This is a genomic window from Methylobacterium sp. 142-1Y (assembly GCF_057747795.1).
In genome coordinates, this window is record NZ_CM173224.1 from 5,791,339 (window position 1) to 5,818,278 (window position 26,940).

A 26,940-nucleotide genomic window follows, 5' to 3' on the forward strand; every position below is an offset into this window, starting at 1 on the left:
CGCGTCGAGGCGAGACGCTCAGCGGTTCCCCGCTGCCGGCCCACCCGCGGTGCCGCCGCTCCCGGGCGGGCCCGCGGTCGGGCTGCCGCCGATCCATACGCCCGGATTGGTACCGGGCACGGACGTGCTGCTCGGATTGCCCGGCAGGTTGGTGGTCGGGTGGGATGCGGGCGGCTTCATGCCGGTGCCGGGTCCCGGCGCGCCGACGGCGTCGCTCGGCGGGGGGACCCGGGCGGTCTGGGCCTCGGCGGCGCCCGCGACGGCCAGCGTGAGGGCAAGGGCAAGGGGAAGCCTGGTCATCGGACTGTCCTGGTGGAATCTGTCGGCCGTCAACATCCGAAGCCCGCCCGGGTTCGGCCGACCGCAACCGACTGGAGGCACTATCTCTTCGCCCGGGCGCGCGGCACCACGTGAGTCCGGGGCCGACCGACGACGAATCCGAGCAGGAGGCGCGTTCGAGCGTCGGGGTACCGGGCGGGCGGACGCGCGAGCCGTCCCGTCACCGCCCCCCATCGCCGATCGGCCTCGCCCTCCGTAAGAAAACATTCCCTTTCGTTAGATCTTGTATTTCATTCAAATCATATCCATCTTAACTAGTAATTCATAAAGTATTGACACATTCGAGCCCATCTGGTGGGGCCGACACATGAAGATCAATTTATCTCACGTGCTGGGCGGACTGATCGCCCTGCTCGCAGTCGGCCTTCTGATGCAAGGAACCCTGAGCGTGACGCAGCTGCGCAGCGTCAACGCCAATGCGCTCGATATCTCCGACAACTGGTTGCCGAGCGTGCGTGAACTCGGCGAGTTCAAGTACAAGGTGACGCGCCTGCGCCTCGTCGATGCCCGATACGTCATGGCGACGGAGCCCGTGACCGAGCTCGACAGCATCTCGGACCGCCGCCTCAAGGAATCGGAGGCGGTGGCGCGGCGCTACGAGACGGTGATCACGAGCCCCGAGGAGCGGGCGCTCTGGACCGCGTTCCAGGGACATTGGGCGGAGTACCTGACCCTGCGCGGCAAGATCATGATCGCGGCGCGGGAGAAAAACGCCGTCACCGTCAACGAGCTGTTCCAGGCGTCGCGCCGTCCGTTCGATGCCGCGATGGCAGCGCTCGATCGCGACACGGCGCTGAACGTCGCCGGCAGCGACCGAGCACGGTCGACGGCGATCGACACCTATTCCAACGCGCTGTGGCTGACCGGACTGCTCTGCGCCGTCGCGTTGGCCGTCGGCTTGGCCGGCATCGTCTACGTCGTGGCCGCCGTGGCGCGGCCGATCGAGGGCCTGGTCCGGCGGATGCACGGCCTGGCCTCCGGCGACGTCGTCGCCCCGGTTCCCTATCTCCGCCGCACCGACGAGATCGGCGCGATCGCGGCCGCGGTCGACGCCTCCCGGGAGAACGTGATCCGGACCCGGCAGCTGGAGGAGGAGACCGCTCTCGCGCGGGCCTCCGCCGAGGCGCAGCGCAAGGCCGGCATGCGCCAGATGGCCGAGGGGTTCGAATCGGCGGTCGGCGGCATCGTCACCCTGGTGTCGTCGGCGGCGACGGAACTGCAGGCCACGGCCGAGCAGATGACCGCGACCGCCGCCGACACCGCCGCGCGCTCGGGCACGGTCGCGGCGGCGGCGGAGGAGGCGGCGGCGAACGTGAACACGGTGGCGGCGGCGACCGAGGAACTCGGCGCATCGGTCGGCGAGATCGGCCGGCAGGTCCAGGACTCGGCTGGGCTCGCCCGGAGCGCCGTCGCCGAGGCCGACCAGACCGCGCATCTCGTCCAGGTGATGAAGACCGCGTCGGGGCGGATCGGCGAGATGGTCGGCATGATCTCGACCATTGCCAGCCAGACCAACCTTCTGGCGCTCAACGCCACCATCGAGGCGGCGCGGGCCGGCGAGGCGGGCCGCGGCTTCGCGGTCGTCGCCGCCGAGGTCAAGGAACTCGCCAACCAGACCAGCCGGGCCACCGAGGAGATCTCCGGACAGATCGGCGAGATCCAGGGCGTGACCGATCAGGCCGTCGCGGCGATCGGCGCGATCACCGCGCGCATCCGGGAAATCGACGCGGTGACGGCGGGCATCGCGAGCGCGGTCGAGCAGCAGGGCGGAGCGACGCGGGAGATCGTGCGCAACGTCGCCGAGGCCGCGACCGGCGCGAGCGCGGTGACCCACACCATCGCGGGCGTGGCCCAGGCCTCCGAGGAGACGGGAGCGGCCGCGAGCCAGGTCCTCGCCTCGTCGTCCGAGCTGTCGCGGCAATCCGAGCACCTGTCATCCGAGGTGCGCCGCTTCCTCGCCACGGTACGGGCCGCCTGACCGCGGCGATCCGATGACGGCGGTGGAGCGCCCCTGCCGCAGGGTCAGATCGCGCCCTCCGCCACGTCCCGCATCAAGCCCGGCACCTCGCCGGGCAACTCGCGGGCGAGGAAACCGATCGGCCCGCAGGTCCGCGCCAGCCGCCGCCCCGCCTCGCCGTGGAGAAAGACGCCCCAGGCCGCGGCCTCGGCGGGCCTCGTGCCGCGGGCGAGCAGCCCGACGATGATCCCGGCGAGCACGTCGCCCGAGCCCGAGGTGGCGAGGCCGGCGCCGCCGCCGGAATAGTGCCAGGTGTCGCCCGCCGGATCGACGATCCAGGTCTCTGCTCCCTTCATCACCACGACGGCGCCGAGCCTCTCGGCCGCCTTCCGCGCCGCCCCGAGGGGATCGGCCTCGACCGCGTCGCGCTCGCAGCCGAGGCAGCGCGCCATCTCGCCGGCATGCGGGGTCAGCACCACCCGGCCTCCGCGGGCCCGCACCGCCGCGGCCTGGTCGCACAGCCCGTCGATGCTCGCCGCATCGAGGACGAACGGGCCTTCGGCCGGGCCGGTCAGGAGGGCGGCGGTCAGCGCCTTGGTCGGCTCGCCCGAGGCCATGCCGGCGCCGATCAGGATCGCGGCGGCCCGCTCGGAGCGCGGCAGCAGCACCTCGGCGGCCTGATGGTGATCGACATGGCCGCCCTCGCCCTCGGGCAGCCGGACCACCAGGGCTTCCGGCACCGCCAAAGCCGCGTGCGGGGCGGTGCCGGCGGCGATCGACATCTGCAATTTGCCGGCGCCGGCCCGGAGCGCCGCGGTGCCGGCCAGGATCGCGGCGCCCGGCACCTCGACCGAGCCGGCAATGACGAGGGCGCTGCCGCGCGCCTCCTTGCTGCCGCTGCCTGAATCCGGCAGGGGCAGGCCGCGCAGGGTCGCGGCGGTGATCTCGGTTGTCATCGGGCGGCTCCCGTGGCGTCGGGCTCGGCGGTCACCGGGGCGCCGGCCCGGGTCAGCGGGGCCACGAAGTTGTAGCGCTGCAGGACGAGCTTGCCGCTACTGCCCTTGTCCGGGTCGAAGGCGTATTCGGTCACCGCGCAATTGGCGACGTCGCCGTCCCTGTCGATCCCCAAGATCTCGTCCTCGGTCATGCCCTCGATCAGGTAGCGCAGGCACAGGACCACGACCTGATGCCCGACCACCAGCACGCGCCGGCCGCCGTAATGCAGCGAGACGGTGTCGAGGGCGCTGCGCAGCCGCAGGATCACGTCGCACCAGCTCTCGCCGCCCGGCGGCCGGTGGTAGAATTTGCCGAGCAGCCGCCGCAGCTCGGCCTGGTCGGGATGGAGCTGGGTGATGCCCTCGCGGGTGAGCCGGTCGAGGATGCCGAACTCCTTCTCGCGCAGGCGCTCGTCGGCGACGTAGTCCAGCAGCGGATCGGCGATGCCGCCGGCCTCGCAGATCAGCCGGGCGGTGGCCTCGGCCCGGCGATAGGGCGAGGTCAGCACCACGTCGGGCCGCTCGGAAGCGGGCTTCTCGGAAAACCAGCGCCCGACCGCCGCGGCCTGGCGCTCGCCGAGCGGGCTCAGCGGCACGTCGACGTCGCGCTCGGCGATGTCGATATGGGTGTGCCCGGCCGCCTGGGCGGCGTCGCGGGCGACGTTGCCGGCGCTTTCGCCGTGCCGCACGATCCAGATCCGGTCCGGCCAGCGCTGCTGCATGAATGAGCCCCCCTACTCCCGGGGAGCTAGCGGAGACGGGCCGCGCCGCAAGCGTCCGGGGCCTATAGAATCGGCCACGATCCCTGAGGGCGCCGCAGCATCGATCCCGGGGCGTGCCCGGGATCGACTAGAGCATTTTCCGACGAAGTGGATGCCGGTTCGTCGTAGAAAATGCGGCATAATCAAAAACCTAGAGAGCTTCGCGATTGCAGCGCGATCGTGAAGCGCTCTAGGTTCGGGGGATCAGGAGGCGAGGTCGGCCATCCCCTCCCCGGCCGCCAGGCTGGTCTCGTCGCACAGGCAGACCCCGTCGTGCGACGGCGCGAGGCCGGCATCCCCGACCTCGGACGGGTTGCCGGACCACATCACGGCCCAGTCCCGGAACAGGCTCGCGGTGTCGACCACGCCCGGCGGCGCCTGGACGACGGCCGGAGCGGTCGCCCCGTCCTGCCCCACGGCGACCGGGATCGCCGCCTCGCCGGCCTCCCCATCCGGCGGGCCGAGGATCAGGGCCTGGTCGGCCTCCGGACCGGTGCAGGGCACGGCCTCGCCGTCGTCGGGGGCCATCGGCTGCGGCGTCACGCCCCTGCCCATCTCCGAGGCGGAGGCGTCGGGGTCGCGCATGGTCGGGTTGAATGGGCTCGGCGGCGCGGTCTCGGAGACGGCGATGGTCCCGGTGCCGCCTTCCGTGACCGAGAGCGCGACGCCGTCCTCCGCGACGGTGCCGGCCTCGTCGGCCGCAGGCTCGCCCTCGGGCGTACTGCTTTGGGTGGTATCGCTGGACACTCCATCCTCCAAAAACATGATGTTTGATTGCTTTTTGTGAAATATTACATTGATTTAACTGTAAATCATTAACAAAATTAAGACATGAAATAACAATATAAAGCGCTCCGATCCAAGCTTGGCCATTATTTATGTCAGCTTGCGAACTATCAACAGTCCAAGCTCACCAGACACGGGGCACCATTCCGTCGAAAATCGCATCCGCCGAGATGAGCGGGAGACGGTGATGTTGCGCTGTCGCAGCCAGCATTCGATCGAACGGATCGCGGTGGGTCCATTCCATCGATCCGGCCGCGATGCAGATCTCCGGATCGAGCGAGACAGGTCGCCCGCCTTGCCTGGTGAGGAGCGCAGCCAATTGCGCAACATGAGGCTCCATCTCGGGCCATTTTCCGATGCGGACCTTCTGGGCGATCTCGAAGAAGCTGATCGGGCTGACGAAGACCTGCTTTGCGGCCATGATCGCGACGGTCGCCTGGCTCGATAGGCGCCGATCCTCGATCAGGCTCCAGACCCATGCGTGCGTATCAAGCAGGACCGACGTCATTGCCTCCCTCCCACAGGTCGAGTTCGTCATCCGGCATCGGCTCGAAGAAATCCGGTACTTGCCCCAACTGGTCTTTCAACAGGCCGATCTTGAACGGTTGCTGGGTGATCGGAACCAGACGAACGACCGGCTTGTGCCCTTTGGCGATCACGACCTCCTCGCCACCGAGCGCGGCCTCGATGAGCTTCGAGAGGTTTGTCTTGGCCGAATGGATGGTGACCTGCTTCATGACGACGTTCCTGATCCGACCCCAACGTCTCACCGGACAGCCTCCTTAGTCAAGTTAGCTAACCTCGCGCCGACCGCTCGTGTCGGCATAGGGTTGGCGGGAGGCACGATCGCACCCACTCTCTCGGCACTCCCGCCCAGCCAGACACAACCTGGCCAAGCTCCATCTGGCCAAGCTCTTGCAAGCCGCACCGATCGCGGGCGGGGTTCCGGTCCCCGCCGAAATCTGTGAGAACTACCGGCAGCCGGCGGAACAGCCGGGCCGGGGCGGGACAGGACCACATGCAGGACGATCGGCGGCCGATCGCCAACGACCCTCGGCTGGCGGCGATCCGCCACGTGCTCACGGTCAACGGCCGGAGCGTGGCGGTGGAGGCCGCCCCCGCCACCCGCCTCCTCTACGTGCTGCGCAACGACCTGGCGCTGAACGGCCCGAAATACGGCTGCGGCCTGGGCCAGTGCGGCAGCTGCACGGTGCTGGTCGACGGCCGGGCCCTGCGCTCCTGCGCGATTCCGTTGCGGGCCGCTGTCGGGCGCCGGATCACCACCCTGGAGGGGCTGGCGCAAGACGGGCGGCTGCACCCGGTGCAGGAGGCCTTCATCGCCGAGAACGCGGCGCAGTGCGGCTACTGCCTCAACGGCATGATCATGACCACGGTGGCCCTGCTGTCGGCCAACCCGGACCCGGACGAGGCCGAGATCCGGGCGGGGCTCCAGGGCAACCTGTGCCGCTGCGGCACCCATATCGAGATCCTGCGCGCCGTGCGGGCCGCCGCCGAGCGGATGCGCGCCGGCACCCGGGGAGACGCGGCATGACCCGGGATCCTGCGAACGCGAGCCGGCACTGGCAGGAGGCGGGCGACCTGCTCCTCGTCTACCGCGAGACGACGGGCCGCCCGCCGCGCCTCGGCGACGCGCCGGGCGCCGCCCAGGCGGCGGGGCCGCAGCGCGCGCTCTACCTCGCGGTCGACGGCGAGGGCCGGGTCACCGCCTTCAACGGCCATGTCGATCTCGGCACCGGCATCCGCACGGCGCTGGCCCAGATCGTCGCCGAGGAGCTCGACGTCGCTCTTTCTTGCGTCGCGATGGAGCTCGGCAGCACCGCGACCGCGCCGGACCAGGGCGGCACCATCGCGAGCGAGACGATCCAGATCGCCGCCATCCCCCTGCGCCAGGCCGCCGCCACCGCCCGCCGCCACCTCGTCGAGGCGGCGTCGCGCCGGCTCAACCGCGGCTCCGCCGAGCTGGTCGTCGATACCGGCACCGTCCGGGTCGCGGCGGAGCCGGAGGTGAGCGTGGCTTACGGCGACCTCGTGCGGGGCGCGCGCACCGAGCTGACCCTCGATCCCGAGGCCCCGGTGAAGCCGGTCGAGGCCTACACCTTGGTCGGCCGGCCGGTGCCGCGGGTCGACATCCCCGCCAAGGCCACCGGCGCCTGGACCTACATCCACGACGTGCGGGTGCCCGGGATGGTGCATGGCCGGGTGGTCCGGCCGCCGACACCGGGCGTCGATTCCACCCTCGGCCATCTGCTGGTGGCGGTGGACGAGGCCTCGGTCGCCCATATCCCGGGCCTCGTCGCGGTGGTGGTCGTCGGCGATTTCGTCGGGGTGGTCGCCGAGCGCGAGGAGAATGCCGCCGAGGCGGCGCGCTGCCTTGCCGTGACCTGGCGCCCCTGGTCGGGACTTCCCGACCTCAACCGGCCCGAGGCGGCCTTGCGCGACAACCCCGCGACGGCGCGCACGCTGCTCGACCGCGGCGACGTCGAACGGGCGCTGGCCCATGCGGAGGCGCGGCTCGATCGCACCTACGTCTGGCCCTTCCAGATGCACGGCTCGATCGGGCCGTCCTGCGCCGTGGCGGAGTTTCAAGGCGACGACCTCGTGGTGTGGTCGGGCACCCAGAACCCGCACGTCCTGAGAAGCGACCTCGCGCTCCTCCTCGGCATGCCGGAGGAACGGATCGCCATCGAGCGCCACGAGGCGGCGGGCTGCTACGGCCGCAACTGCGCCGACGACGTCGCCGCCGATGCCGCTTTGCTCGCCCGGGCGGTCGGCCGGCCGGTGCGGGTACAGCTCACCCGCGAGCAGGAGCACGCCTGGGAGCCGAAGGGCGCGGCGCAAGTCATGGACGTGCGCGGCGGCCTCGATGCCGAGGGCGGTCCGGCGGCCTACGATTTCGAGACCCGCTACCCCTCGAACGGCGCCCCGACGCTGGCGCTGATCCTCACCGGCAAGGTCGCCAGCGAGCCGGCGGTCTATCCGATGGGCGACCGAACGGCAGTGCCGCCTTACGCCTTCGGCAACGCCCGGGTGACGGTCCACGACATGCCGCCGATCGCCCGCGCCTCGTGGCTGCGCGGCGTCTCGGCCCTGCCCAACACCTTCGCGCACGAATCCTACATCGACGAACTCGCCGCCGCGGCCGGCATCGACCCGATCGCGTACCGCCTGCGCTACCTCGACGATCCCCGCGCCGCCGACCTCGTGCGCGCGGTCGCCGAGCGGGCGTCTTGGGTGCCGCACGCCAAGCCCGGCACGCATGGGAGCTCCGGCGACATCCTGTACGGGCGGGGCTTCGCCTACGCGGTCTATGTCCACGGGCCGTTTCCGGGAAAGGCCGCCGCCTGGGCCGCCTGGGTCGCCGACGTGGCGGTCAACCGGGTGACCGGCGAGGTGGCGGTCACCCGGGTGGTGGTCGGCCAGGATTCCGGCCTGATGATCAATCCGGACGGGGTGCGCCACCAGATCCACGGCAACGTCATCCAGTCGACGAGCCGGGTGCTGAAGGAATCGGTCGGCTTCGACGCCACCGGGGTGACGAGCCGGGAATGGGGCAGCTACCCGATCCTCGCCTTCCCGCAGGTGCCCGCAATCGACGTGCTGATGGTGCCGCGGCCGGACGATCCGCCGCTCGGCGCCGGCGAATCGGCCTCGGTGCCGAGCGCGGCGGCGATCACCAACGCGCTGTTCGACGCCACCGGCATCCGCTTCCGCGAACTGCCCCTGACCGCCGAGGCGGTCCGCGCCGCCCTCAACCCGCCGCGGATCGCAGGCCCCGACGAGGCGCCGCGCCGCCGCCGCGGCTTCCTCGCCGGGCTGTTCGGGGCCGGCGCCGGGGCGCTAGCCCTCGCCACCACTCTCCTGCCCTGGCGCCCGGCGTACCCGTCGATCGAGCGGCCGGACGATGCGGCCTATTCCGCCGCCACGATCGCGCAGGGGCGCCTCGTCGCGGCGGCCGGCGCCTGCCTCGTCTGCCATGTCGGGCCGGACGGCCGGTCCTTCGCCGGAGGGCGCGGGCTCGAGACTCCGTTCGGCATCGTCCACGCCTCGAACATCACGCCCGATGCCGAGGTCGGGATCGGCGCCTGGTCCTACCCCGCCTTCGCCCGGGCGATGCGCGAGGGGGTGTCGCGCGACGGGCACCACCTCTACCCGGCCCATCCCTATACGAGCTTCGCCAGCATCTCGGAGCGCGACCTGCAGGCGCTCTACGCCTTCCTGATGGCGCAAGCGCCGGTGGCGAACCCGGTCCCCGAGACCAGCCTGCGTCCTCCTTTCAATCACCGGCCGCTGATGGCGGGCTGGAACGCCCTGTTTCACCGCCCGACCGTCTTCGCCGATCCGGCTCGCGGCCCGGACTGGAACCGCGGCGCCTATCTGGTGGAAGCCCTCGGCCATTGCGGCGCCTGCCACACCCCGCGCAACGCGCTCGGGGCCGAGCGGCGCGGCGAAGCCCGCCTCGCCGGCGGCTTCGCCGACGGCTGGGAGGCGCCGGCCCTGACCGGCCTGTCGCGCTCCCCCCTGCCCTGGACCGAGGGCGATCTCTTCGCCTATCTGCGCACCGGCCGCTCGTCCCGCCACGGCAGCGCCGCCGGCCCGATGGCCGACGTGGTCGCGTCCTTGAGCCCCCTGCCGGATGCCGACATCCGCGCCATGGCGATTTATCTCGCGAGCCTCGCCGCCGAAGGGCCGGCACCCCGGCCGAGCGTCGCCGCGGCGGTCGCGGCCCCGCCCCTCTCCTCCGCCCTGTTCCAGGGCGCCTGCGCCTCCTGCCACGAGGGCGGGGCCGGGGGAGAGCTCGTGCCGCTCGGCCTCGTCACAGCCGTGCACAGCGCGTACCCGGACAACCTGATCCAGGCGGTCCTCAACGGCGTCGCGGCATCGGCCGAGCGCTTCCCGAATCCCGATCCCTCGGCACCACCCGCCGCGATGCCGGCCTTTCGCGACACCCTCACCGACCGCCAGGTGGCCGAGGTCGTGGCCTATACCCGCGCCCGCTACGCACCCGGCGCGCCGGAATGGACGGGGCTGGAGGCGGCGGTGGCGCGGGTCCGCGGGCTGAGGCCGCATGCGGCGTGGTGATGGATCTCCCGGATCGTCCGCGCGGCGAATTCGCCGTCGGAGAATGGTCGAGGCGGGCTGTATCTATTCCGCTCTGTTTCTGGATCCCCCGTTTTACGTCAGGGATCGACCGACCCTGGAGCAGGATACGACAGTCGTTACTCGCCTGAATCTAGATTAGAATCATACAAAACAAAGATTCGACGTTTGAAAGCCGGGACCGCCTCGCCTAAGAGGGCGGCCGACGGGGCGCGATGGTCCCCATTTTCGGACACTACGAGCGAGGAGCACCCCATGGCCGACGGATCCACCTTCGTGCAGGCCTTCACCATCCTGTTCCGGGAGGGGCTGGAGGCGCTGCTGGTGGTGGCCGCGCTCGCCGCGTTCCTGCGCCGGGCCGGCGGCGCCGACCGCATCCGCCCGGTCTATGCCGGGGCCGGCCTCGCGGTGCTGGCGAGCTTCGGCATGGCCTGGGTGTTCGAGGCCTTCTTCGACGGCAACCACAACGACCTGATCGAGGCTGGCGTCATCGTGGTCGCGGCCGGCCTGATGTTCACGATGAGCGGCTGGCTGTTCCTGCGCCAGGACCCGGCGGCCTGGAAGGCCGAGATCAACCGCATGGCCGAACGGGCGATGAGCGCCGGCACGGTCCTGTCGCTCGCCGGCATCGCCTTCCTGGCGGTGTTCCGCGAGGGCGCCGAGACGGTTTTGTTCCTGCACGCCCTGGCGCGCACCGCCGGCGGGTTCGACGGCTCGCTCTTCGGCGGCCTCGCAGTCGCGGCGGCCGCCCTCGCGGTGGTGTTCGTGGCGATGCAGTGGCTGGCGCTGCGGCTGCCCCTGCGCCCGGTCTTCCTGCTCACCTCGGCCTTCCTGTTCGTGATGGGCCTGCGCATGGTCGGCGCGGCGATCCAGGAATTCCAGGAGCAGGTGCTCGTTCCGGTGCACAACGACGGCGTGCCGGACTTCGTCACCGATCTCGGCTTCAACGGCAGCTGGGAGGCCTTGAGCGTGCAGGGCGCGATCGTGCTCTGCGCCCTCGTCTGGCTGGTGATGCAGCGCACCCGTCCAGTGGCCGGCGTGGCGGCACGCCCGCAAGTGTCCGCCTGAGCGCCTGCTCCGTCGGCACCTCACTCCGATCCGCAACCTCATCCTGAGGTGCGAGCGAAGCGAGCCTCGAAGGAGGGCTCCAGAGGTCTCAGGGCTTTCTGGAGGCCTCCTTCGAGGCTCACGTCGTTCGCACCTCGGGATGAGGTCGTGGATGGGATGACATCGCGGCATCGGGGCCGTTCCCGGCCAGTGGAACACCCCGCCCGGAGGCAGTACCGCTAAGGACCTGTTCGCGCTAAGGACCCGGGGCTTCGCCGGGAGGTCCCGTTGTCCGACATCACCACGCTCTACTATTCGCCGGGCGCCTGCTCGCTCGCGCCCCACATCGCCCTCGAAGAGACCGGCGCAGCCTTCGAGGCGGTGAAGGTCGACTTCGCCAAAGCCGAGCAGCGCGGCGGCCGCTACCTCGCCATCAACCAGAAGGGCCGGGTGCCGGCGCTCGCCGAGGGCGAGTGGGTCCTGACCGAGAACCCGGCGATCCTGCGCTACATCGCCCGAACGCACCCGCAGGCCGGCCTGTGGCCGGAGGACCCGCGGGAGGAGGCGCGGTGCGCCGAGTGGCTCGCCTGGCTCTCCTCCACCATCCACCCGGCCTACGCCCATATCCGCCGGGCCGAGCGCTACGCCACCGACGCCGCGGCGATCGAGGACGTGAAGGCCAAGGGCTTCGAGACCTGCGCCGATTTGTGGACGATGATCGAGGTCGGGCTGTCCCGCGGCGGCTGGGCGGCGGGCGAGCATTACAGCGTCGCCGATCCCTACCTGCTGGTGTTCTGGCACTGGGGCCGCGGCCAGGTGCTGGGCTACGACATGGCCCGCCAGTTCCCGCACTGGACGGATCACGCCCGCCGCATGGCCGCGCGCCCGGCGGTGCAGCGCGCCTTCGCCCGCGAGGGACTCGCCCTGCCGGCGTGAGGATCGACCGGCGGCGGACCGGGCTGCGATCCCGGCTCCGCCCCGGTCCGGGCTGGTCGAGCCGGCAACCCGAATGGTCGAATCCGCGTCCGGAACGGAGCAGTCATGTGCGCGTTCGCGCGCATCCCCTCTTCCGTGACGCGAATCACGCCGCTACAAGCCGCCGGTCGCACGGCCGCTCCAGCGCCGGAGCGTTCGAGTTTCTCGCCATCTGCACAAGGGGGAGCCGCCATGCGGGTCTATTACGATCGTGATGCCGACATCAATCTGATCAAGGGCAAGAAGGTCGTCATCGTCGGCTACGGCAGCCAGGGCCATGCCCACGCGCTGAACCTGCGCGATTCCGGCGTCAAGGACGTGGTGATCGCGCTGCGCAAGGGCTCGGCCAGCGCCAAGAAGGCCGAGGCCGAGGGCTTCACGGTCATGGAAGTCGCCGACGCCGCCAAGCAGGCCGACGTCGTCATGATGCTGACCCCCGACGAGCTGCAGGGCGAGATCTACCGCGACTCGCTCCAGGCCAACATGAAGCAGGGCGCCGCCCTGCTGTTCGCCCACGGCCTCAACGTCCACTTCAACCTGATCGAGCCGCGCGCCGACCTCGACGTGCTGATGGTCGCCCCGAAGGGCCCCGGCCACACCGTGCGCTCCGAGTACCTGCGCGGCGGCGGCGTGCCGACCCTGATCGCCATCGCCCAGGACGCCTCGGGCAACGCCCACGACCTCGGCCTGTCCTACGCCTCGGCCAATGGCGGCGGCCGCGCCGGCATCATCGAGACCACCTTCAAGGAAGAGTGCGAGACCGACCTGTTCGGTGAGCAGGTCGTGCTCTGCGGCGGCCTCGTCGAGCTGATCAAGGCCGGCTTCGAGACCCTGGTCGAGGGCGGCTACGCCCCCGAGATGGCCTATTTCGAGTGCCTCCACGAGGTGAAGCTGATCGTCGACCTCATCTACGAGGGCGGCATCGCCAACATGAACTACTCGATCTCGAACACCGCCGAGTACGGCGAGTACGTGACCGGCCCGCGCATCATCACGCCCGAGACCAAGGCCGAGATGAAGCGGGTGCTCACCGACATCCAGAACGGCACCTTCACCCGCAACTGGATGCTCGAGAACAAGGTCAACCAGACCTCGTTCAAGGCGACCCGCGCCCGCAACGCCGCCCACCCGATCGAGGAGGTCGGCGAGCGCCTCCGCGGCATGATGCCGTGGATCAAGGAGAAGGCCCTGGTCGACAAGGCCAAGAACTAAGCCTGACGTGCCGCGGCCGCTTCGGGCGGGCTGCGGCGCATCCCTCGGGAAACGCCGCGCGGACAGCCCGTCTGCGCGGCGTTTCGCGTTGTCGGGAGAGGCCGGAATTCGAGTGTATCTAGCCGGCCGTGCAGATACAGCGACGCTTCCCGCCGCTACGGCGAGATATGGGGTCTACATGTGCGGCTCTTCTCGCCTCCTGCCAGGATGAGGCGGCGACGGCTATTGGCTCATTGTAATAATTTAACATAGATCAAATTTGCAGTGCGGGCCGCGGAAGCCCGCGTCGCACCTCGATGTGCGAGACGAAGAAATCATATATTATCTCTGATCGGGCATAGCGCTCGACTGTCGAGGGAGTCCTTCGCCGCGCCCACCGCCGCATCAAGACCGATCGAGAGGTGATCCGCCGGCCTCTCCGGTCCGTCGATGACTCGACAGATCATCCCGGGGTGCTGCAAGGCGCCGCGGGCAGGCCGCCGTTGACGCAGCGCAGCACCGCGCGATCTCGCCGGCATGATCGACCACCCCGTCCTCTTCTGCCTGCACTTCCTCGGAGGCAGCGCCCGCACCTGGCGCCCCCTCGCCGAGCGTCTCGGGCCCCACCTGCGCTGCGTCGCCATCGACCTGCCGGGCTTCGGCGACGACGCCGACCATCCGGGTTGCGGCGTCGCCGCCATGGCCGACCACGTCGCCGCCCGCATCACCGCCGAGGGCCCGCCCGGGCCCTGGCTCATCGCCGGCAACAGCATGGGGGCGAAGGTCGCCCTGGCGCTCGCTCGCCGCAGCGAGGACGGCGATCCGGCGCTCGCCGGCCTCGCCGGGCTGGTGCTGCTGGCGGGCTCGCCGCCCGCGCCTGAGCCGATGGAAGAGGAGCGCCGGCAGGCGATGATCGCCTGGATCGACGCCGATCCCGAGACTCGGCGACGGGAGGCCGAGGCCTTCGTGGCGGCGAATGTCGGCGCCCCCCTTGATCCGGAGGATCATGCCCGGACCGTCGAGGACGTGCTGCGCGCCAATCCGCAAGCCTGGAAGGCCTGGCTCGCGAGCGGCGCCAACGAGGATTGGCGCGAGCGCATCGGCACCCTGTCGACCCCCACCCTGGTGGTGAGCGGGGCGGAGGACGGCGATCTCGGCCCGGAGGCGCAGGCCGCGCTGACCCTGCCCCACCTCGCCCGCCACCGCCACGCGGTCGCGCCCGGAGCCGGCCATCTGCTTCCCCTGGAGCGGCCGGAGATGCTGGCGGCCCTGATCCGCGACCTCGTCGCGACCCCGCCGCAGACCGCCGAGTCCCCTGCCCTGCCGCCGGCCTTCGCGGCGCTGATCGGTTCCGACCGGGTCAATACCCGCCTGCGCACGACCCTGCGCGAGCGGATGCGCGAGCCCGACGGCCCGTTCTGCTTGGAGCCCGACGAGCGCGCGACCCTCGCCGCCTGCCTCGATCGGGTGCTGCCGCAGGCAGGCCCGGGGAAGATCGATCTCGCCCGCCGCATCGACGCGCGGCTCGCCTCCGGCACCGGCGACGGCTGGCGCTTCGCCGCCCTGCCGCCGGACGCGGAGGCCTACAGCCGCGCGCTCCGGACCCTCGACGGGGCCGCGCGGGAGGCCCATGGGCGTCCCTTCACGGCCCTCGGCGGGCCTGAGCAGGATGCCCTTCTCACCCGCGCCGCCTCCGGCGACCTGCCGGAGATCCAAGGCGGCCTCGCGCCCGACCTCATGACCTGCTGGTTCGAGGAATTGCGGGGCGAGGCGGTGCGCACCTACCTCGCCCATCCGGCCGGCCTCGCGGTGATCGGCTTCACCGGGATCGGCGCGGGGGGCGACGACGCCGACAGCCTGCCCGGCTATCGCCTGACCGGCCTGAACGAGCGCGAATCCTGGGAAGCCCCGATCCTCGACACCGTGGGAGACGCCCGATGAACCTCTCGGGGCAGAACCGTTACAGCACCGACGAGGTCGTCGACGTGGTGGTGGTCGGCACCGGGGCCGGCGGCGCGCCACTCCTCGCGGAACTCGCCGCCGCCGGCCTCAAGGTCGTGGCGTTGGAGGCCGGGCCGAACTTCGATCCCGCCGGATACGGCTTCGACGAGACGCTCGCCGACGAAATCTACTGGACCGAGGAGCGCCTGAGCGGCGGCTCGACCCCGGAGGCCTTCGGGGGCAACAACAGCGGCACCGGCGTCGGCGGCTCGACCCTGCATTGGGGCGCCTTCGTGCCCCGGGCCGATCCGCGCGACTTCCGGCTGAACGCCGAGACCGGCGAGGGCTGCGACTGGCCGATCGACCACGCCGAACTGGTGCCGTTCTACGACCGGGTCGAGCGGTTCATCGGCACGTCTGGCCCCACGCCCTATCCGTGGGACGAGGCCCGCCGCTTCCCGCTGCCGCCGGTCCTGCGCAACGGCCCTGCCCAGATCATGGCCTCGGCCTGCCAGACACTCGGGATCACCGCGACCGACGCGCCCGCGGCGGTGGTCTCGCGCGACTTCACCGCCGATCCTGCCGTGCCGGAGCGCAAGGCCTGCATCAATTGCGGCTTCTGCCACCAGGGCTGCCGCACCCGCGCCAAGGCCAGCATGGACGTGACCTACCTGCCGCTGGCCGTGGCCCGCGGCGCCGAGATCCGTGCCGAGGCCAGGGTGCACGGGGTCGAGCGCGACAAGGCCGGGCGGATCACGGCCGTCATCTATCGCAGCGGCGGCCGCGACCATCGCCAGCGTTGCGCCAACTTGATCCTGTGCGCCGGCGCCGTCGAGACGCCGCGCCTCCTGCTCCATCTCGATCTCGCCACCGGCAGCGGCCAGGTCGGGAGGAACTATATCGGCCACGTCGCGACGCAGGTCTGGGGCACCTTCGCCGACGAGGTCGGGATGAACCGGGGCTACCCGTCCTCGCTCATCACGGAAGACTATACTCGGCCGAAGGGCGCCGATTTCGCCGGCGGCTACCTGGTGCAGAGCCTCGGCGTCGAGCCGCTGACCTGGGCCAATGCCGTCGCCCGCGGCCGCGGCCTGTGGGGCACGGCGCTGACCGATTACCTCCGCCACTACAACCGCGTCGCCGGCATCGGCATCAACGGCGAGACGCTGCCCTGCGACGCCAACGTCCTGACCCTGTCGGACGAGACCGACGCGCTCGGGATGCGGAAAGCCAAGGTCGATTTCGGCTACGGGTCGAACGAGGACAAGCTCAACGCCCACGCCACCAAGCTGATGCGCGAGATCTGGGAGGCGGCGGGCGCCTCCGACATCTGGGTACTGGAGCGGGTCGCCCACACCCTCGGCACCTGCCGGATGGGACGGAACCCGGACGCCTCCGTCGTCGATGCCTATGGGCGCAGCCACGAGGTCGAGAATCTCTGGATCTGCGACGGCTCGGTCTTCCCGAGTTCGCTCGCGGCGAATCCGGCGCTCACCATCATGGCGTTGTCCTTACGCACTGCCGGCGCGTTCCTGAAAGGCCCCCGATGAGCGACGATCCCCGCACGGCCCATCCCCGGCCGCCCTTCCCCGGCGCGCAGCAGCAGCCGCGCCCCGGCCTCACCGGGCCGATGGACCCGGCCCCGGACCACGGCGAGGAGTCTTACGTCGGCAAGGGCCTGCTCACCGACCGGATCGCGCTGATCACCGGGGGCGATTCCGGCATCGGCCGGGCGGTCGCCATCGCCTATGCCCGCGAGGGCGCCGACGTGGCGATCTCCTACCTCGACTCGGAGGAGGAGGACGCGCAAGGCACGAAGGCCTGGGTCGAGAAGGCCGGCCGGCGCTGCCTGCTGCTGCCGGGCGACCTGCGCGACGAGGCGCATTGCCGGGCGATCGTCGCAAAGACCGCCGCCGCGTTTGGCCGGATCGACATCCTGGTCAACAACGCCGCCGCCCAGGTGGTGAACGAGGGCCTCGACGACGTCACCGCCCACGACGTCGAGGGTTCGTTCCGCGCCAACGTCTTCGCGATGATCTACCTGGCGCAGGAGGCCGTGAAGCACATGCGGCCGGGCTCGGCGATCGTGAACTCGACGAGCCAGCAGGCCAAGGTCGCCGATGCGAGCATGCTGGTCTACGCCGCCACCAAGGGGGCGATCAGCACCCTGACGGTCGGGCTGTCGAACCTGCTCGCCCCGAAGGGCATCCGGGTCAATTGCGTCGCCCCCGGCCCAGTCTGGACGCCGATCCAGCCGATCGTGAAGAAGCCGGAGCAGATCGAGCAGCTCGGCGCCGACACGCCTCTGGGTCGGGCCGGCCAGCCGGCGGAACTGGCCCCGGCCTACGTGCTGCTGGCCTCGCGGGAGGGCAGCTACATGACCGGCGCGCTCGTGCCGGTCACCGGCGGCCAGCCGATGCTCTGACGGAGGGTCAGGGTTTCGCCCGGCGGGGTGTCTGCCTCAGTACCCAGCCCTAGTTCCTTCATCATCGGACGGCCCCGGTCCGGGATCGTCCAACCGCCCCGGCGAAAAGCGCGGGACGGCTCACGAAACCCCACCGCAGCATCGGAACGGCCGCCCCTCGGCCTCGTTGTTGCGGGAAATCGACGGAGTAATCGACATGGCGGATTCCAAGGGCAAGGCCGGCGAGCCGCGCCAGCACCGCACCCGCAACGACACCGACTCGAACGCCAAGCGCGTCTCGATCGAGGCCCTGAACGCGCGCCTCGCCGACGGCATCGACCTGGCGCTGAACATCAAGCAGGCGCACTGGAACCTGAAGGGCCCGCAATTCATCGGCATCCACGAGATGCTCGACGGGTTCCGCACCGAGATCGACGACCTCAACGACAAGGTCGCGGAGCGGGCCGTGCAGCTCGGCGCCACGGCGCTCGGCACCGCCACGGTGGTCGCCGCCTCCTCGAAGCTCTCTCCCTACCCGACCGACGTCTACGCCATCGCCGACCACCTCTCGGCCCTGATCGACCGCTACGCGGCCTACGCCAACGCCGTGCGCGAGAACATCGACCAGACCGACGAAGCGGGTGACGCCGGCACCGCCGACCTGTTCACCGAGGTCTCCCGCGCGGTCGACAAGCAGCTCTGGTTCCTGGAGGCCCACGTCCAGGAGCCGACCGGCGCGATGCGCGACGGGGACGGCAAGGGCGCGCGCTGAGGCGAGAGGGTGTTCGGGAGCCGGGTCTCGCGATTCGAGCGGCCTCCGGCGCTGAGCCGACCACCATTCTGCTCACGCTGAAGAATGGAAGTATCGTTTGCCTCCCCCACACAGGGGGAGGCATTTTTATGTGCGGGAACAGATATCGACGGCAGAGGAGCATTCGGTTACTCTAGGTCACGAAGCGATGAGGCAATCTGCGTGACCGAGGCAACGCCCGATGCAGCGGAGATCGCTGCGCGCCGCAAGCACACGGCGAAACGCCTGAACGAGCATGTCAAGCTGACGGCATCGTACGTGAACACCATGGCAATCGCCATTGCCGGAGCGGCCATCATCGTACCGATGGTCAGCAGCCCCGATGCGACGCTGGATCGATCACGCGTCTCTTGGTTCGTGGGGTCCCTCGCGTTACATTGTGCCGGTCACATCGTGATCCGACTTCTGCGCCGGGAGGAATAACGATGCCCTGGAACGATACGCTCGTGATGCTCGGCTTCGTCCTCTTCGTCTCTGTGACGAGCATTGCTGGAACGTATATCGCCGTCTACCGCTTCGAGCGGAAGTACGGTCAGGCGGGGCGCACCGGCACCCCGCCCGCCGAGTAGCCGAGCGCTACATCGCCTCCGCGCCGCGCCCCATCGCGGCGACGCCGGTGCGCGACACCTCGACCAGCCCCACCGACGCCATCAGCTTGACGAACCGGTCGATCTCGTCGGTCGTGCCGGTCAGCTCGAACACGAACGAGGCGAGCGTCGCGTCGAGAGTGCGGGCACCGAAGGCGGCGGCGAGCCGCATCGCCTCGACCCGGTGCTCGCCCTTGCCGGCCACCTTCACGAGAGCCAGCTCGCGCTCGAGCGACTCGCCCTGAAGCGTGAGATCGACCACCCGGTGCACCGGCACCAGCCGGTCGAGCTGCGCCTTGATCTGCTCGATCACCGCGTTGGTGCCCGCGGTCACGATGGTGATGCGGGAGATGTGCCGGGCCTCTTCGGTCTCCGACACGGTCAGGCTCTCGATGTTGTAGCCGCGGCCGGAGAACAGGCCGGCGATGCGGGCGAGCACGCCGGGCTCGTTGTCGACGATGACCGCCAGCGTGTGGCGGTTCACCGGCTCGACGCGGACCGGATCGGGATAATGGGTGTTCATGGCGTTCATCGTCCTAACCCTTGCCCGCTCAGACCAGCATCTTGCCTTCGTCGGAGATCACGTCGCCCAGGTCCGCCCCGGTCTCGCCGAGGTAGTCCGAGAGCAGCATCTCGTTATGTGCCTTGCCCGACGGGATCATCGGGAAGCAGTTCTCGGTCTTGTCGACGATGCAGTCGAAGATGACCGGGCCGTCATAGTCGAGCATCTCGGCGATCGCCGCATCGAGGCTGCCGGGATCGGAGCAGCGGATGCCCTTGGCGCCATAGGCCTCGGCGAGCTTGACGAAGTCGGGCAGGCTCTCCGAATAGCTCTCGGAGTAGCGCGAGCCGTGCAGCAATTGCTGCCACTGGCGCACCATGCCCATGTATTCGTTGTTCAGGATGAAGATCTTGACCGGCAGGCGGTACTGCACGGCGGTCGACATCTCCTGGATGTTCATCTGGATCGAGGCTTCGCCGGCGATGTCGATGACGAGCGCACCGCGATGCGCCAGCTGGGCGCCGATCGCCGCCGGCAGGCCGTAGCCCATGGTGCCGAGGCCCCCCGAGGTCATCCAGCGGTTCGGCTCGTCGAACTTGTAGTACTGGGCCGCCCACATCTGGTGCTGGCCGACCTCCGTGGTGACGTAGGTCTCGCGATCCTTGGTCGCCTCGTAGAGGCGCTGGACGGCGTATTGCGGCTTGATGGTGGTGCCCGACGGCCAGTAGCCGAGGCATTCGCGCGCCTTCCAGCCGCGGATCTTCGACAGCCACTCGGTCAGGCGGCCCTTGTCGGGCTCCGGCGTCAGGGTACGCCACTCGCGCAGCATGTCGGCGAGCACCGAGCCGCAATCGCCGACGATGCCGATATCGGCCTTGACCGTCTTGTTGATCGAGGAGGCGTCGATGTCGACGTGGATCTTCTTGGAGAAGGGCGAGAACGCGTCGAGCCGGCCGGTGATGCGGTCGTCGAAGCGCGCGCCGATGCAGACCATGACGTCGCATTCGTGCATCGCCAGGTTGGCCTCGTAGGTCCCGTGCATGCCGAGCATGCCGAGGAACTGCGGGTCCGAGCCGGGGAAGGCGCCCAGGCCCATCAGGGTCGAGGTGACCGGGAAGCCGGTGGCGCGGGCGAGCTCGCGCAGTAGCGCCGAGGCCTCCGGCCCGGCATTGATGACGCCGCCGCCGGTATAGAAGACCGGGCGACGCGCGCCCGCCATCAGCGCCACCGCGGCGCGGATCTTCTCCGGGTCGCCCTGCGTCTGCGGGTTGTAGGTCTTGTGGCTGTTGTCGACCGGACGGCGGTAGACGCCGCTGGCGAACTGGATGTCCTTCGGCAGGTCGATCACCACCGGGCCGGGCCGGCCGTGCGAGGCGACGTAGAACGCCTCGTGCAGGATCCGCGGCAGGTCCTCGATCGATTTGACCAAGTAATTGTGCTTGGTGCAGCTGCGGGTGATGCCGACCGTGTCGCATTCCTGGAACGCGTCGGAGCCGATCAGGTGCGTCGGCACCTGGCCGGTGATGCAGACGAGCGGGATCGAATCGAGCAGCGCGTCGGTGAGGCCGGTCACGATGTTGGTGGCACCCGGCCCCGAGGTGACGAGGACGCAGCCGACCTTGCCCGACGAGCGGGCATAGCCCTCCGCCGCGTGCACCGCGCCCTGCTCGTGCCGGACCAGGATGTGCTTCACCGACTCCTGGTGGAAGAGCGCGTCGTAGATCGGCAGCACCGCGCCGCCCGGATAGCCGAACAGGGTGTCGACTCCCTGATCCTGAAACGCCCGGATCACCATCTCGGCGCCCGTCATGACCTCGCCCGCACTCATCGCCGCGCTCCGTTCCTTGGGTCTCGTCCGCGCTCTCGGGTCCGTTTTACGCAACAAAAAAGGGCCCCGAAGGACCCTGCATGCGCCACCCATGGGATGCCGGGCTTCTCAAGCCCGCCCCTTCGGTGGCGCCTCCGCTACAATAAGGACCGTACGCATGCTGTGGAAAGCCTGCCCTTTAGAGAGTGGCGCGGACCCTACGCCCCTCGCCCCATAGGGTCAACCGGTTTCGACCTGCCTCTTCGGGCACATCAAAGGAGCACCGCACTCGCCGAAGACGGCTCGCACCCGATGCTCGACCGGATCCAGATCGCCGCGCACGCCACGGCATCGCCGCTTGACAGGCGCTGCGGCGCATCCTTAGCTGTGCTTATTGCGGCCGCTATGCGGTGTGCGGCACCCGCACTGATTGCCCCAAGCTGGATACTCAAGGGGCAGTTGCATTCTTCGTAGCGGCTTTTCTCGCAAGTGATTCTTTTCGTGCGGCCGTGCCGCACCTTCAAGGATATAGGATGCCTAATCCCCCACGCAGCGCCCTGTTCATCGACGGCGCCAACATCTACGCTACCACCAAGGCCCTCGGCTTCGACATCGATTACCGCAAGCTCCTGGCCGATTTCCGGGCGCGCGAGAATCTGGTCCGCGCCTTCTACTACACCGCCTTGATCGAGGATCAGGAATACTCCTCGATCCGGCCGCTGATCGACTGGCTCGATTACAACGGCTACCGCGTCGTCACCAAGCCGGTGAAGGAATTCACCGATTCGACCGGCCGGCGCAAGATCAAGGGCAACATGGACATCGAGCTGACGATCGATGCCATGGAACTCAGCCCCTATATCGACCACATGGTGCTGTTCTCCGGCGACGGCGATTTCAAGCCGCTGGTGGCGGCCTTGCAGCGCCGCGGCGTGCGGGTGACCGTGGTCTCGACGGTGCAGACCCAGCCGCCGATGGTCGCCGACGAGCTGCGCCGCCAGGCCGACGACTTCGTCGACATCGTGCAGCTGATCCCGCGCATCGGCCGCGACCAGGGCGACCGCCCCGTCCGTGCGCCGCGCTCCCTCGGGCCGGACGGGCCGCGCGAGATGGGCCCGCGTGATCTGGGCCCCGGCGAGCGGGCGCCGCGCACCACCGTCAACCTCGAGAACCGCTACGGCATCCGCCAGCCCGACGAGGACGACGCGGAGGATTGATCCCGGCTCCGGCGCGGACCGCGCCGAGGCTCTCGCATGGCGGCTACATCGGCCGCCATGCCGCATCCGGCCCTTTGTCGGCCGCTCAGCCGCCGGCCCGAGCCAGGGAAGCGAGGCCGCTGCGGGTCTCGACCGGCGCCGTCCAGCCCAGGGCCTCCAGGCCCGCCGGGCGGGCGACCAGGGAACCGGCCAGGCGCTCGCGCAGCGCGCTGCGCCCCGTCAGCGCCAGGGCCGCGTCGAGGAGCGCCTGCGGCACCGGCACGAGGCCCGGCCGGCGGTCGAGGCCGGCGCGCAAGGACGCGATCATCTCCGGCACGCGCAAGGGCTCGGCCTCGGCGACGATCAGCGGCCGGCGCAAGGGGCCGGGGGCGCGCAACACCGCATCAACGGCGTCGCTCAAGGTTTCGACCGAAACCAGCGAGCGCCGTCCGGACAGGCCCCCGAGGGGAAGCGGGTACGGCGCCCGGGCGAGCCGCATCAGCGCCGCCATGTTGCCCTTCTGGCCCGGCCCGTAGACCAGCACCGGCCGCAGCGAGACGTGGTCGATATCGATTTCGGCCAGCGCCTCCTCGGCGGCGAGCTTGGAGCGGCCGTAAGGATCGGTCGGCGCCGGGGCATCGGCCTCGGTGAGGAGACGTGAGGCGGAGGGCCCCGACTGGGCCCGGATCGAGGACAGGAACACGAAGCGGCGCACCCGGGCGCGGGACGCCGCCTGGGCGAGGCCCCGCGTCGCCTCGGTGTTGAAGGTCCGGTAATCGTCCTCGGGCGCCCCCGACATCGCGTGGGCGAGACCGGCCGAATGCACCACCGCATCGGCGCCGGTAAGCGCCGCCGCCATGTTCTGCGGCCGGGCGAGATCGCCGACCACCGCGCCGCTGATGCCCGGCGGCAGTTCCACCGGCCGGCGCAGCAGCACCCGCACCCGGTAGCCCCGGGCGCTCAAGGCCGCCAGGAGATGGCGGCCGATGAAGCCGGTCGAGCCGGTGAGGGCGACGAGGGGTGCGGTCATGCGGCGGCGTTCCTCACGGCGGGCAGGGAGAAGAGCCGGAGCAGCCCCGCGACGAGCCCGGCGCCGAGCGCAAGCGCCGCGAGGGACGTCGTCCAGCCCGGCGCGGCGAGCGTCGCGGCGGCGAGGCCGGCCAGGGCGAGGTTGAGCCCGAAGACCGCCCCGACCACGAAGGGCACGGAGCGGCCGTTGGTCGTGGCGCGCTGATAGAAATGGCTGCGATGCGCCTGCCAGACCGGCTCCCCGGCGAGCGCCCGGCGCCCGAGGGTCAGGGTAGCATCGGCGAGGTAGTAGAGCGGCAGCAGGATCGCGGCGGCGAAGCCTCCCTCCCCGGCGAGCCGATAGAGCAGCCAGGCGACGACGAGGCCGATCGGCAGCGAGCCGACATCGCCGAGGAAGAGTTTCGCGACCGGCCGGTTGAACGGCGCGAAGCCGAGGATGCCGCCGAGCAGGGCCGCCGCCACCAGGGCCGCGTCCCCGGGCAGCCGGTCCGCGAGGCCGAAGGCCAGGAGGGCGGCGAGCAGCGGCACCATCTCGGCCACCGTCATCCAGTCGAGCCCGTCCATGAAGTTCGTGAGGTTGACGAACCACAGGCCGGCCAGGACCGCGAAGGCACGCTCGCACCAGAGCGGAATTCCGGGCACCAGCTGCCCGCCGGCGGCGGTGAGCACCAGCACCACGCAAGCCCCCTGGAGCGGCAGGCGGACCCTCACCGGAAGCGGCCGGATGTCGTCGACGGCCCCGACCAGCGCCAGGACGACCGTGCCGATGGCGAGAGCCGCGACGTCGGCGCCCGGTATCCCGGCCAGCCCCAACGTCACGACGAGCGCGGCCGCCACCACCGCGATGCCGCCGCCCTGCGGGGTCGGGACGCGGTGGCTCGACCGGGCGTTCGGCCGCGCGAGGGCGTAGCGCTGGAGCAGCGGCCGCAAGGCGACGATCAGCCCGGCCGACAGGGCGGCGGCGAGGGGGATGGCCAAAGAGGTGGCAACGAGGGGGCTGAGCGGCATGCGGCGAGCGATGTGCGGGAGGAGCGCCGTACCCCTACCCTACCCGCCGGGCGGCAGCCAGTCGCCGCCTTGCGCCGGAGACGCCAGCGGCTTGCCCTTCGCGGCGATGGAGGTGCTGACGAGGCGCACCGGCTGCGCCCCGCTCTTGGCGCCTCGCCATGAGGCGCGGCCGCCGGCACCTGGAACCCGTCGCCGGCCTTGAGCGCACGGGTCGGCACGAAACGAAGTGTCGCGACGATTGCCGACACACGGGGTCATCCCAGGCTCCGCTTTCGCGGCCCCGGGATGACGCGGAGGGTGTGGATTCGGTCGAGGATACCGAAGCCGGCCCTCTCTCAGAACACCTCTTCCCGCCGCGGCTCCGCATCCTCCGCCTCGCGCTTCGCGATCGACCGCTCGACCACCTTGGCGAGGCCGACCATGATCGTGTCGAGGGCGTAGTCCTTGGGGGTGTAGATTGCGGCGACCCCCATGTTCTTCAGCACCAGTTCGTCCTCGGCCGAGATGATGCCACCGACGACGACCGGGATGTGGTCGAGGCCTTCCTTGCGCAGCAGCGCCCGCACCTCGCGCACCAGCGGGACGTGCGAGCCCGACAGGATCGACAGGCCGATGATGTGGGCGTTGCGCTCGCGCGCCTTGGCGACGATCTCCGTGGGGGTCTGGCGGATGCCGTCATAGGTCACGTCGAAGCCGACGTCGCGGGCGCGGAGCGCGATCTGCTCGGCACCGTTCGAGTGGCCGTCGAGGCCGGGCTTGCCGACGACGAGCTTCGGCGCCTCGCCGAGCCGCTCGCCGAGATCGGCGATGAGGAGCCGCGCCTCCTCGGCCGCCCCAGAGGTGACGGTCTCGGGGGTCACGCCGGTGGGCGCCCGGTACTCGCCGAACACCTGGCGCAGGCGCTCGCCCCACTCGCCGGTGGTGACGCCAGCCTTGGCGCAGGCGATCGAGGCCGGCATCACGTTGCGGCCCTCGCGGGCCGAGGCCTCGAGCTCGTCGAGCGCCGCCGCGACGGCCGCCGCGTCGCGCTGAGCGCGCCAGGCCTTGATGCGCCCTTGCGCCTCCATCTCGACGGTCTCGGAGACGGTGAAGATCGCCCCGTCGCCGGCGGTGAGCGGCGAGGGCTCGCCGTTCTGGAACTTGTTGACGCCGACCACGACCTGCTCGCCGCGCTCGATCGCGGCGATGCGCTTCGCGTTCGATTCGACGAGCGCCCGCTTCATCAGGCCGGTCTCGATCGCCGTCACCGCGCCGCCGAGCGCGCCGATCCGGGCGAGTTCCGCCCGGGTCTCGGTCTTCAGGGCCTCGACCTTGGCGTCGATGGCGGTCGAGCCGTCGAAGATGTCGTCGTATTCGAGGAGATCGGTCTCGAAGGCGAGGATCTGCTGCATCCGCATCGACCATTGCTGGTCCCAGGGCCGCGGCAGGCCGAGCGCCTCGTTCCAGGCCGGCAGCTGGACCGCGCGGGCGCGGGCGCGCTTCGACAGCGTCACGGCCAGCATCTCGATCAGGATGCGGTGGACGTTGTTCTCGGGCTGCTGCTCGGTCAGCCCGAGGGAATTCACCTGCACGCCGTAGCGGAAGATGCGCTTCCTCTCGTCGGTGATGCCGTAGCGGTCGCGGGTGATCTCGTCCCAAAGATCGCTGAACGCCCGCATCTTGCAGATCTCGGTGACGAAGCGCATGCCCGCATTCACGAAGAACGAGATGCGCCCGACCACGTCGGCGAAGCTCGCCTCGTCGAAATCGGGGTCGTCCCGCACCGTGTCGAGCACCGCGATGGCGACCGCGAGCGCGTAGGACAGTTCCTGGACCGGCGTCGCCCCCGCCTCCTGCAGGTGGTAGGAGCAGACGTTCATCGGGTTCCACTTGGGAACCTGGCTCGTCGTGAACAGGATCACGTCCTTGGTGAGCCGCAAGGACGGTCCCGGCGGGAAGACGTAGGTGCCCCGCGACAGGTATTCCTTGATGATGTCGTTCTGGGTGGTGCCCTGGAGGGCCGAGAACGGCGCCCCCTGCTCCTCGGCCACCGCGAGATAGAGCGCCAGCAGCCACGGGGCCGTGGCGTTGATGGTCATCGAGGTGTTCATCTGGGAGAGCGGGATGTCCTGGAACAGGGTCCGCATGTCGCCGAGATGCGCGATCGAGACGCCGACCTTGCCGACCTCGCCGCGGGCGAGCTCGTGGTCGGGGTCGTAGCCGGTCTGGGTCGGCAGGTCGAAGGCGACCGACAGGCCGGTCTGCCCCTTGGCGAGGTTGCCGCGGTAGAGCGCGTTCGATTCCGCCGCCGTGGAATGGCCCGCATAGGTGCGGATGATCCACGGCTTGTCCCGCTTGACGTCCGGCTCGCCCATCTGCGCCCTCGTCCCTCGTTATCCGCTATGCGCGCGGGCCCGGATGCCCGCCGTGAAGCAGCAATGGTAACCCTACCCGGCTTGACCGTCATCCATGACGTAAGGCCGACAAGTAGGCCACGCCGCCAAATG

At 70.3% G+C, this 26,940-nt stretch carries 24 protein-coding genes; 13 read left to right on the forward strand and 11 right to left on the reverse strand.

Translation table 11 applies throughout. From position 1 onward, the window contains the following. Positions 1-18: 18 nt before the first annotated feature. Complete coding sequence (locus AC3AOF_RS26590; protein WP_236988016.1) at positions 19-300, reverse strand: hypothetical protein; 282 nt, start codon at positions 298-300, stop codon at positions 19-21. Between the two features lie 346 nt (positions 301-646). On the opposite strand from AC3AOF_RS26590, the gene AC3AOF_RS26595 reads away from it, so the two are divergent. Continuing rightward, the gene (locus tag AC3AOF_RS26595; RefSeq protein ID WP_488346959.1) at positions 647-2,317 is read left to right on the forward strand and encodes a methyl-accepting chemotaxis protein; all 1,671 of its coding nucleotides are present in this window, start codon (positions 647-649) and stop codon (positions 2,315-2,317) included. 44 nt (positions 2,318-2,361) lie between these two features. Here the strand turns inward: AC3AOF_RS26595 and AC3AOF_RS26600 are convergent, their stop codons facing one another. From AC3AOF_RS26600 to AC3AOF_RS26620, 5 genes are all read right to left on the reverse strand, one after another. Further along, entirely contained in the window at positions 2,362-3,252 is an 891-nt protein-coding gene (locus AC3AOF_RS26600; RefSeq protein WP_236988014.1) for an NAD(P)H-hydrate dehydratase, read from the reverse strand. Continuing rightward, positions 3,249-4,013, reverse strand: a complete 765-nt coding sequence (locus AC3AOF_RS26605; RefSeq protein WP_236988013.1) for a histidine phosphatase family protein — start codon at positions 4,011-4,013, stop codon at positions 3,249-3,251. Before AC3AOF_RS26605 ends, AC3AOF_RS26600 begins: the two co-directional genes overlap by 4 nt. A 243-nt stretch (positions 4,014-4,256) precedes the next feature. Next, positions 4,257-4,799, reverse strand: coding sequence for a hypothetical protein (locus tag AC3AOF_RS26610; protein WP_488346960.1), 543 nt, complete (start codon positions 4,797-4,799; stop codon positions 4,257-4,259). Between the two features lie 163 nt (positions 4,800-4,962). Continuing rightward, positions 4,963-5,346, reverse strand: coding sequence for a type II toxin-antitoxin system VapC family toxin (locus tag AC3AOF_RS26615; RefSeq protein WP_236988011.1), 384 nt, complete (start codon positions 5,344-5,346; stop codon positions 4,963-4,965). After that, positions 5,327-5,575, reverse strand: a complete 249-nt coding sequence (locus tag AC3AOF_RS26620) for a type II toxin-antitoxin system Phd/YefM family antitoxin (protein WP_236988010.1) — start codon at positions 5,573-5,575, stop codon at positions 5,327-5,329. The genes AC3AOF_RS26615 and AC3AOF_RS26620 overlap by 20 nt, the downstream gene beginning before the upstream one ends. Positions 5,576-5,856: 281 nt before the next feature. Here AC3AOF_RS26620 and AC3AOF_RS26625 point away from each other — a divergent pair, with 281 nt between their 5' ends. The 11 genes from AC3AOF_RS26625 (at position 5,857) to AC3AOF_RS26675 (ending at position 18,894) form a co-directional block, all read left to right on the forward strand. Next, positions 5,857-6,390 carry a (2Fe-2S)-binding protein gene (locus AC3AOF_RS26625; RefSeq protein WP_488346961.1) on the forward strand — a complete coding sequence of 178 codons (534 nt, stop codon included), beginning with the start codon at positions 5,857-5,859 and terminating at the stop codon, positions 6,388-6,390. Continuing rightward, complete coding sequence (locus AC3AOF_RS26630; protein ID WP_488346962.1) at positions 6,387-9,938, forward strand: molybdopterin cofactor-binding domain-containing protein; 3,552 nt, start codon at positions 6,387-6,389, stop codon at positions 9,936-9,938. The genes AC3AOF_RS26625 and AC3AOF_RS26630 overlap by 4 nt, the downstream gene beginning before the upstream one ends. Positions 9,939-10,211: 273 nt before the next feature. Further along, positions 10,212-11,024 (forward strand): FTR1 family iron permease, encoded by an 813-nt coding sequence (locus AC3AOF_RS26635; RefSeq protein ID WP_236988007.1) that lies wholly within the window; start codon positions 10,212-10,214, stop codon positions 11,022-11,024. Positions 11,025-11,300: 276 nt separating this feature from the next. Further along, a complete protein-coding gene (locus AC3AOF_RS26640; protein ID WP_488349062.1) occupies positions 11,301-11,939 on the forward strand; it encodes a glutathione S-transferase family protein in 639 nt (212 codons plus the stop codon). Positions 11,940-12,170: 231 nt separating this feature from the next. After that, positions 12,171-13,190: a ketol-acid reductoisomerase gene (gene ilvC, locus AC3AOF_RS26645; RefSeq protein WP_048425858.1), complete on the forward strand. Its 1,020-nt coding sequence runs from the start codon at positions 12,171-12,173 to the stop codon at positions 13,188-13,190. A gap of 516 nt (positions 13,191-13,706) precedes the next feature. Next, complete coding sequence (locus AC3AOF_RS26650; RefSeq protein WP_488346963.1) at positions 13,707-15,110, forward strand: alpha/beta hydrolase; 1,404 nt, start codon at positions 13,707-13,709, stop codon at positions 15,108-15,110. Continuing rightward, positions 15,107-16,660, forward strand: coding sequence for a GMC family oxidoreductase (locus AC3AOF_RS26655; protein ID WP_488346964.1), 1,554 nt, complete (start codon positions 15,107-15,109; stop codon positions 16,658-16,660). The genes AC3AOF_RS26650 and AC3AOF_RS26655 overlap by 4 nt, the downstream gene beginning before the upstream one ends. Continuing rightward, entirely contained in the window at positions 16,657-17,535 is an 879-nt protein-coding gene (locus AC3AOF_RS26660) for an SDR family oxidoreductase (protein ID WP_488346965.1), read from the forward strand. The genes AC3AOF_RS26655 and AC3AOF_RS26660 overlap by 4 nt, the downstream gene beginning before the upstream one ends. A 196-nt stretch (positions 17,536-17,731) precedes the next feature. Then, positions 17,732-18,286, forward strand: coding sequence for a DNA starvation/stationary phase protection protein Dps (gene dps, locus AC3AOF_RS26665; RefSeq protein WP_236988002.1), 555 nt, complete (start codon positions 17,732-17,734; stop codon positions 18,284-18,286). Positions 18,287-18,487: 201 nt separating this feature from the next. After that, on the forward strand, positions 18,488-18,748 hold the full coding sequence (locus AC3AOF_RS26670; RefSeq protein WP_488346966.1) for a hypothetical protein: 261 nt from the start codon (positions 18,488-18,490) through the stop codon (positions 18,746-18,748). A gap of 2 nt (positions 18,749-18,750) precedes the next feature. Further along, entirely contained in the window at positions 18,751-18,894 is a 144-nt protein-coding gene (locus AC3AOF_RS26675; protein WP_488346967.1) for a hypothetical protein, read from the forward strand. A 7-nt stretch (positions 18,895-18,901) separates the two neighbouring features. Here AC3AOF_RS26675 and ilvN read toward each other — a convergent pair whose 3' ends face one another. Next, on the reverse strand, positions 18,902-19,444 hold the full coding sequence (gene ilvN, locus AC3AOF_RS26680) for an acetolactate synthase small subunit (protein WP_236987999.1): 543 nt from the start codon (positions 19,442-19,444) through the stop codon (positions 18,902-18,904). A gap of 19 nt (positions 19,445-19,463) precedes the next feature. Beyond that, a complete protein-coding gene (locus AC3AOF_RS26685; RefSeq protein ID WP_236987998.1) occupies positions 19,464-21,242 on the reverse strand; it encodes an acetolactate synthase 3 large subunit in 1,779 nt (592 codons plus the stop codon). Positions 21,243-21,754: 512 nt separating this feature from the next. Between AC3AOF_RS26685 and AC3AOF_RS26690 the strand changes: the two genes are divergently transcribed. Next, the gene (locus AC3AOF_RS26690; RefSeq protein WP_236987997.1) at positions 21,755-22,438 is read left to right on the forward strand and encodes a LabA-like NYN domain-containing protein; all 684 of its coding nucleotides are present in this window, start codon (positions 21,755-21,757) and stop codon (positions 22,436-22,438) included. A gap of 85 nt (positions 22,439-22,523) precedes the next feature. Here AC3AOF_RS26690 and AC3AOF_RS26695 read toward each other — a convergent pair whose 3' ends face one another. From AC3AOF_RS26695 to AC3AOF_RS26705, 3 genes are all read right to left on the reverse strand, one after another. Next, entirely contained in the window at positions 22,524-23,447 is a 924-nt protein-coding gene (locus AC3AOF_RS26695; protein ID WP_488346968.1) for an NAD-dependent epimerase/dehydratase family protein, read from the reverse strand. Next, positions 23,444-24,454 (reverse strand): MraY family glycosyltransferase, encoded by a 1,011-nt coding sequence (locus AC3AOF_RS26700; RefSeq protein WP_488346969.1) that lies wholly within the window; start codon positions 24,452-24,454, stop codon positions 23,444-23,446. The genes AC3AOF_RS26695 and AC3AOF_RS26700 overlap by 4 nt, the downstream gene beginning before the upstream one ends. 335 nt (positions 24,455-24,789) lie before the next feature. Next, positions 24,790-26,808: a protein meaA gene (locus tag AC3AOF_RS26705; RefSeq protein WP_488346970.1), complete on the reverse strand. Its 2,019-nt coding sequence runs from the start codon at positions 26,806-26,808 to the stop codon at positions 24,790-24,792. Positions 26,809-26,940 lie beyond the last annotated feature (132 nt).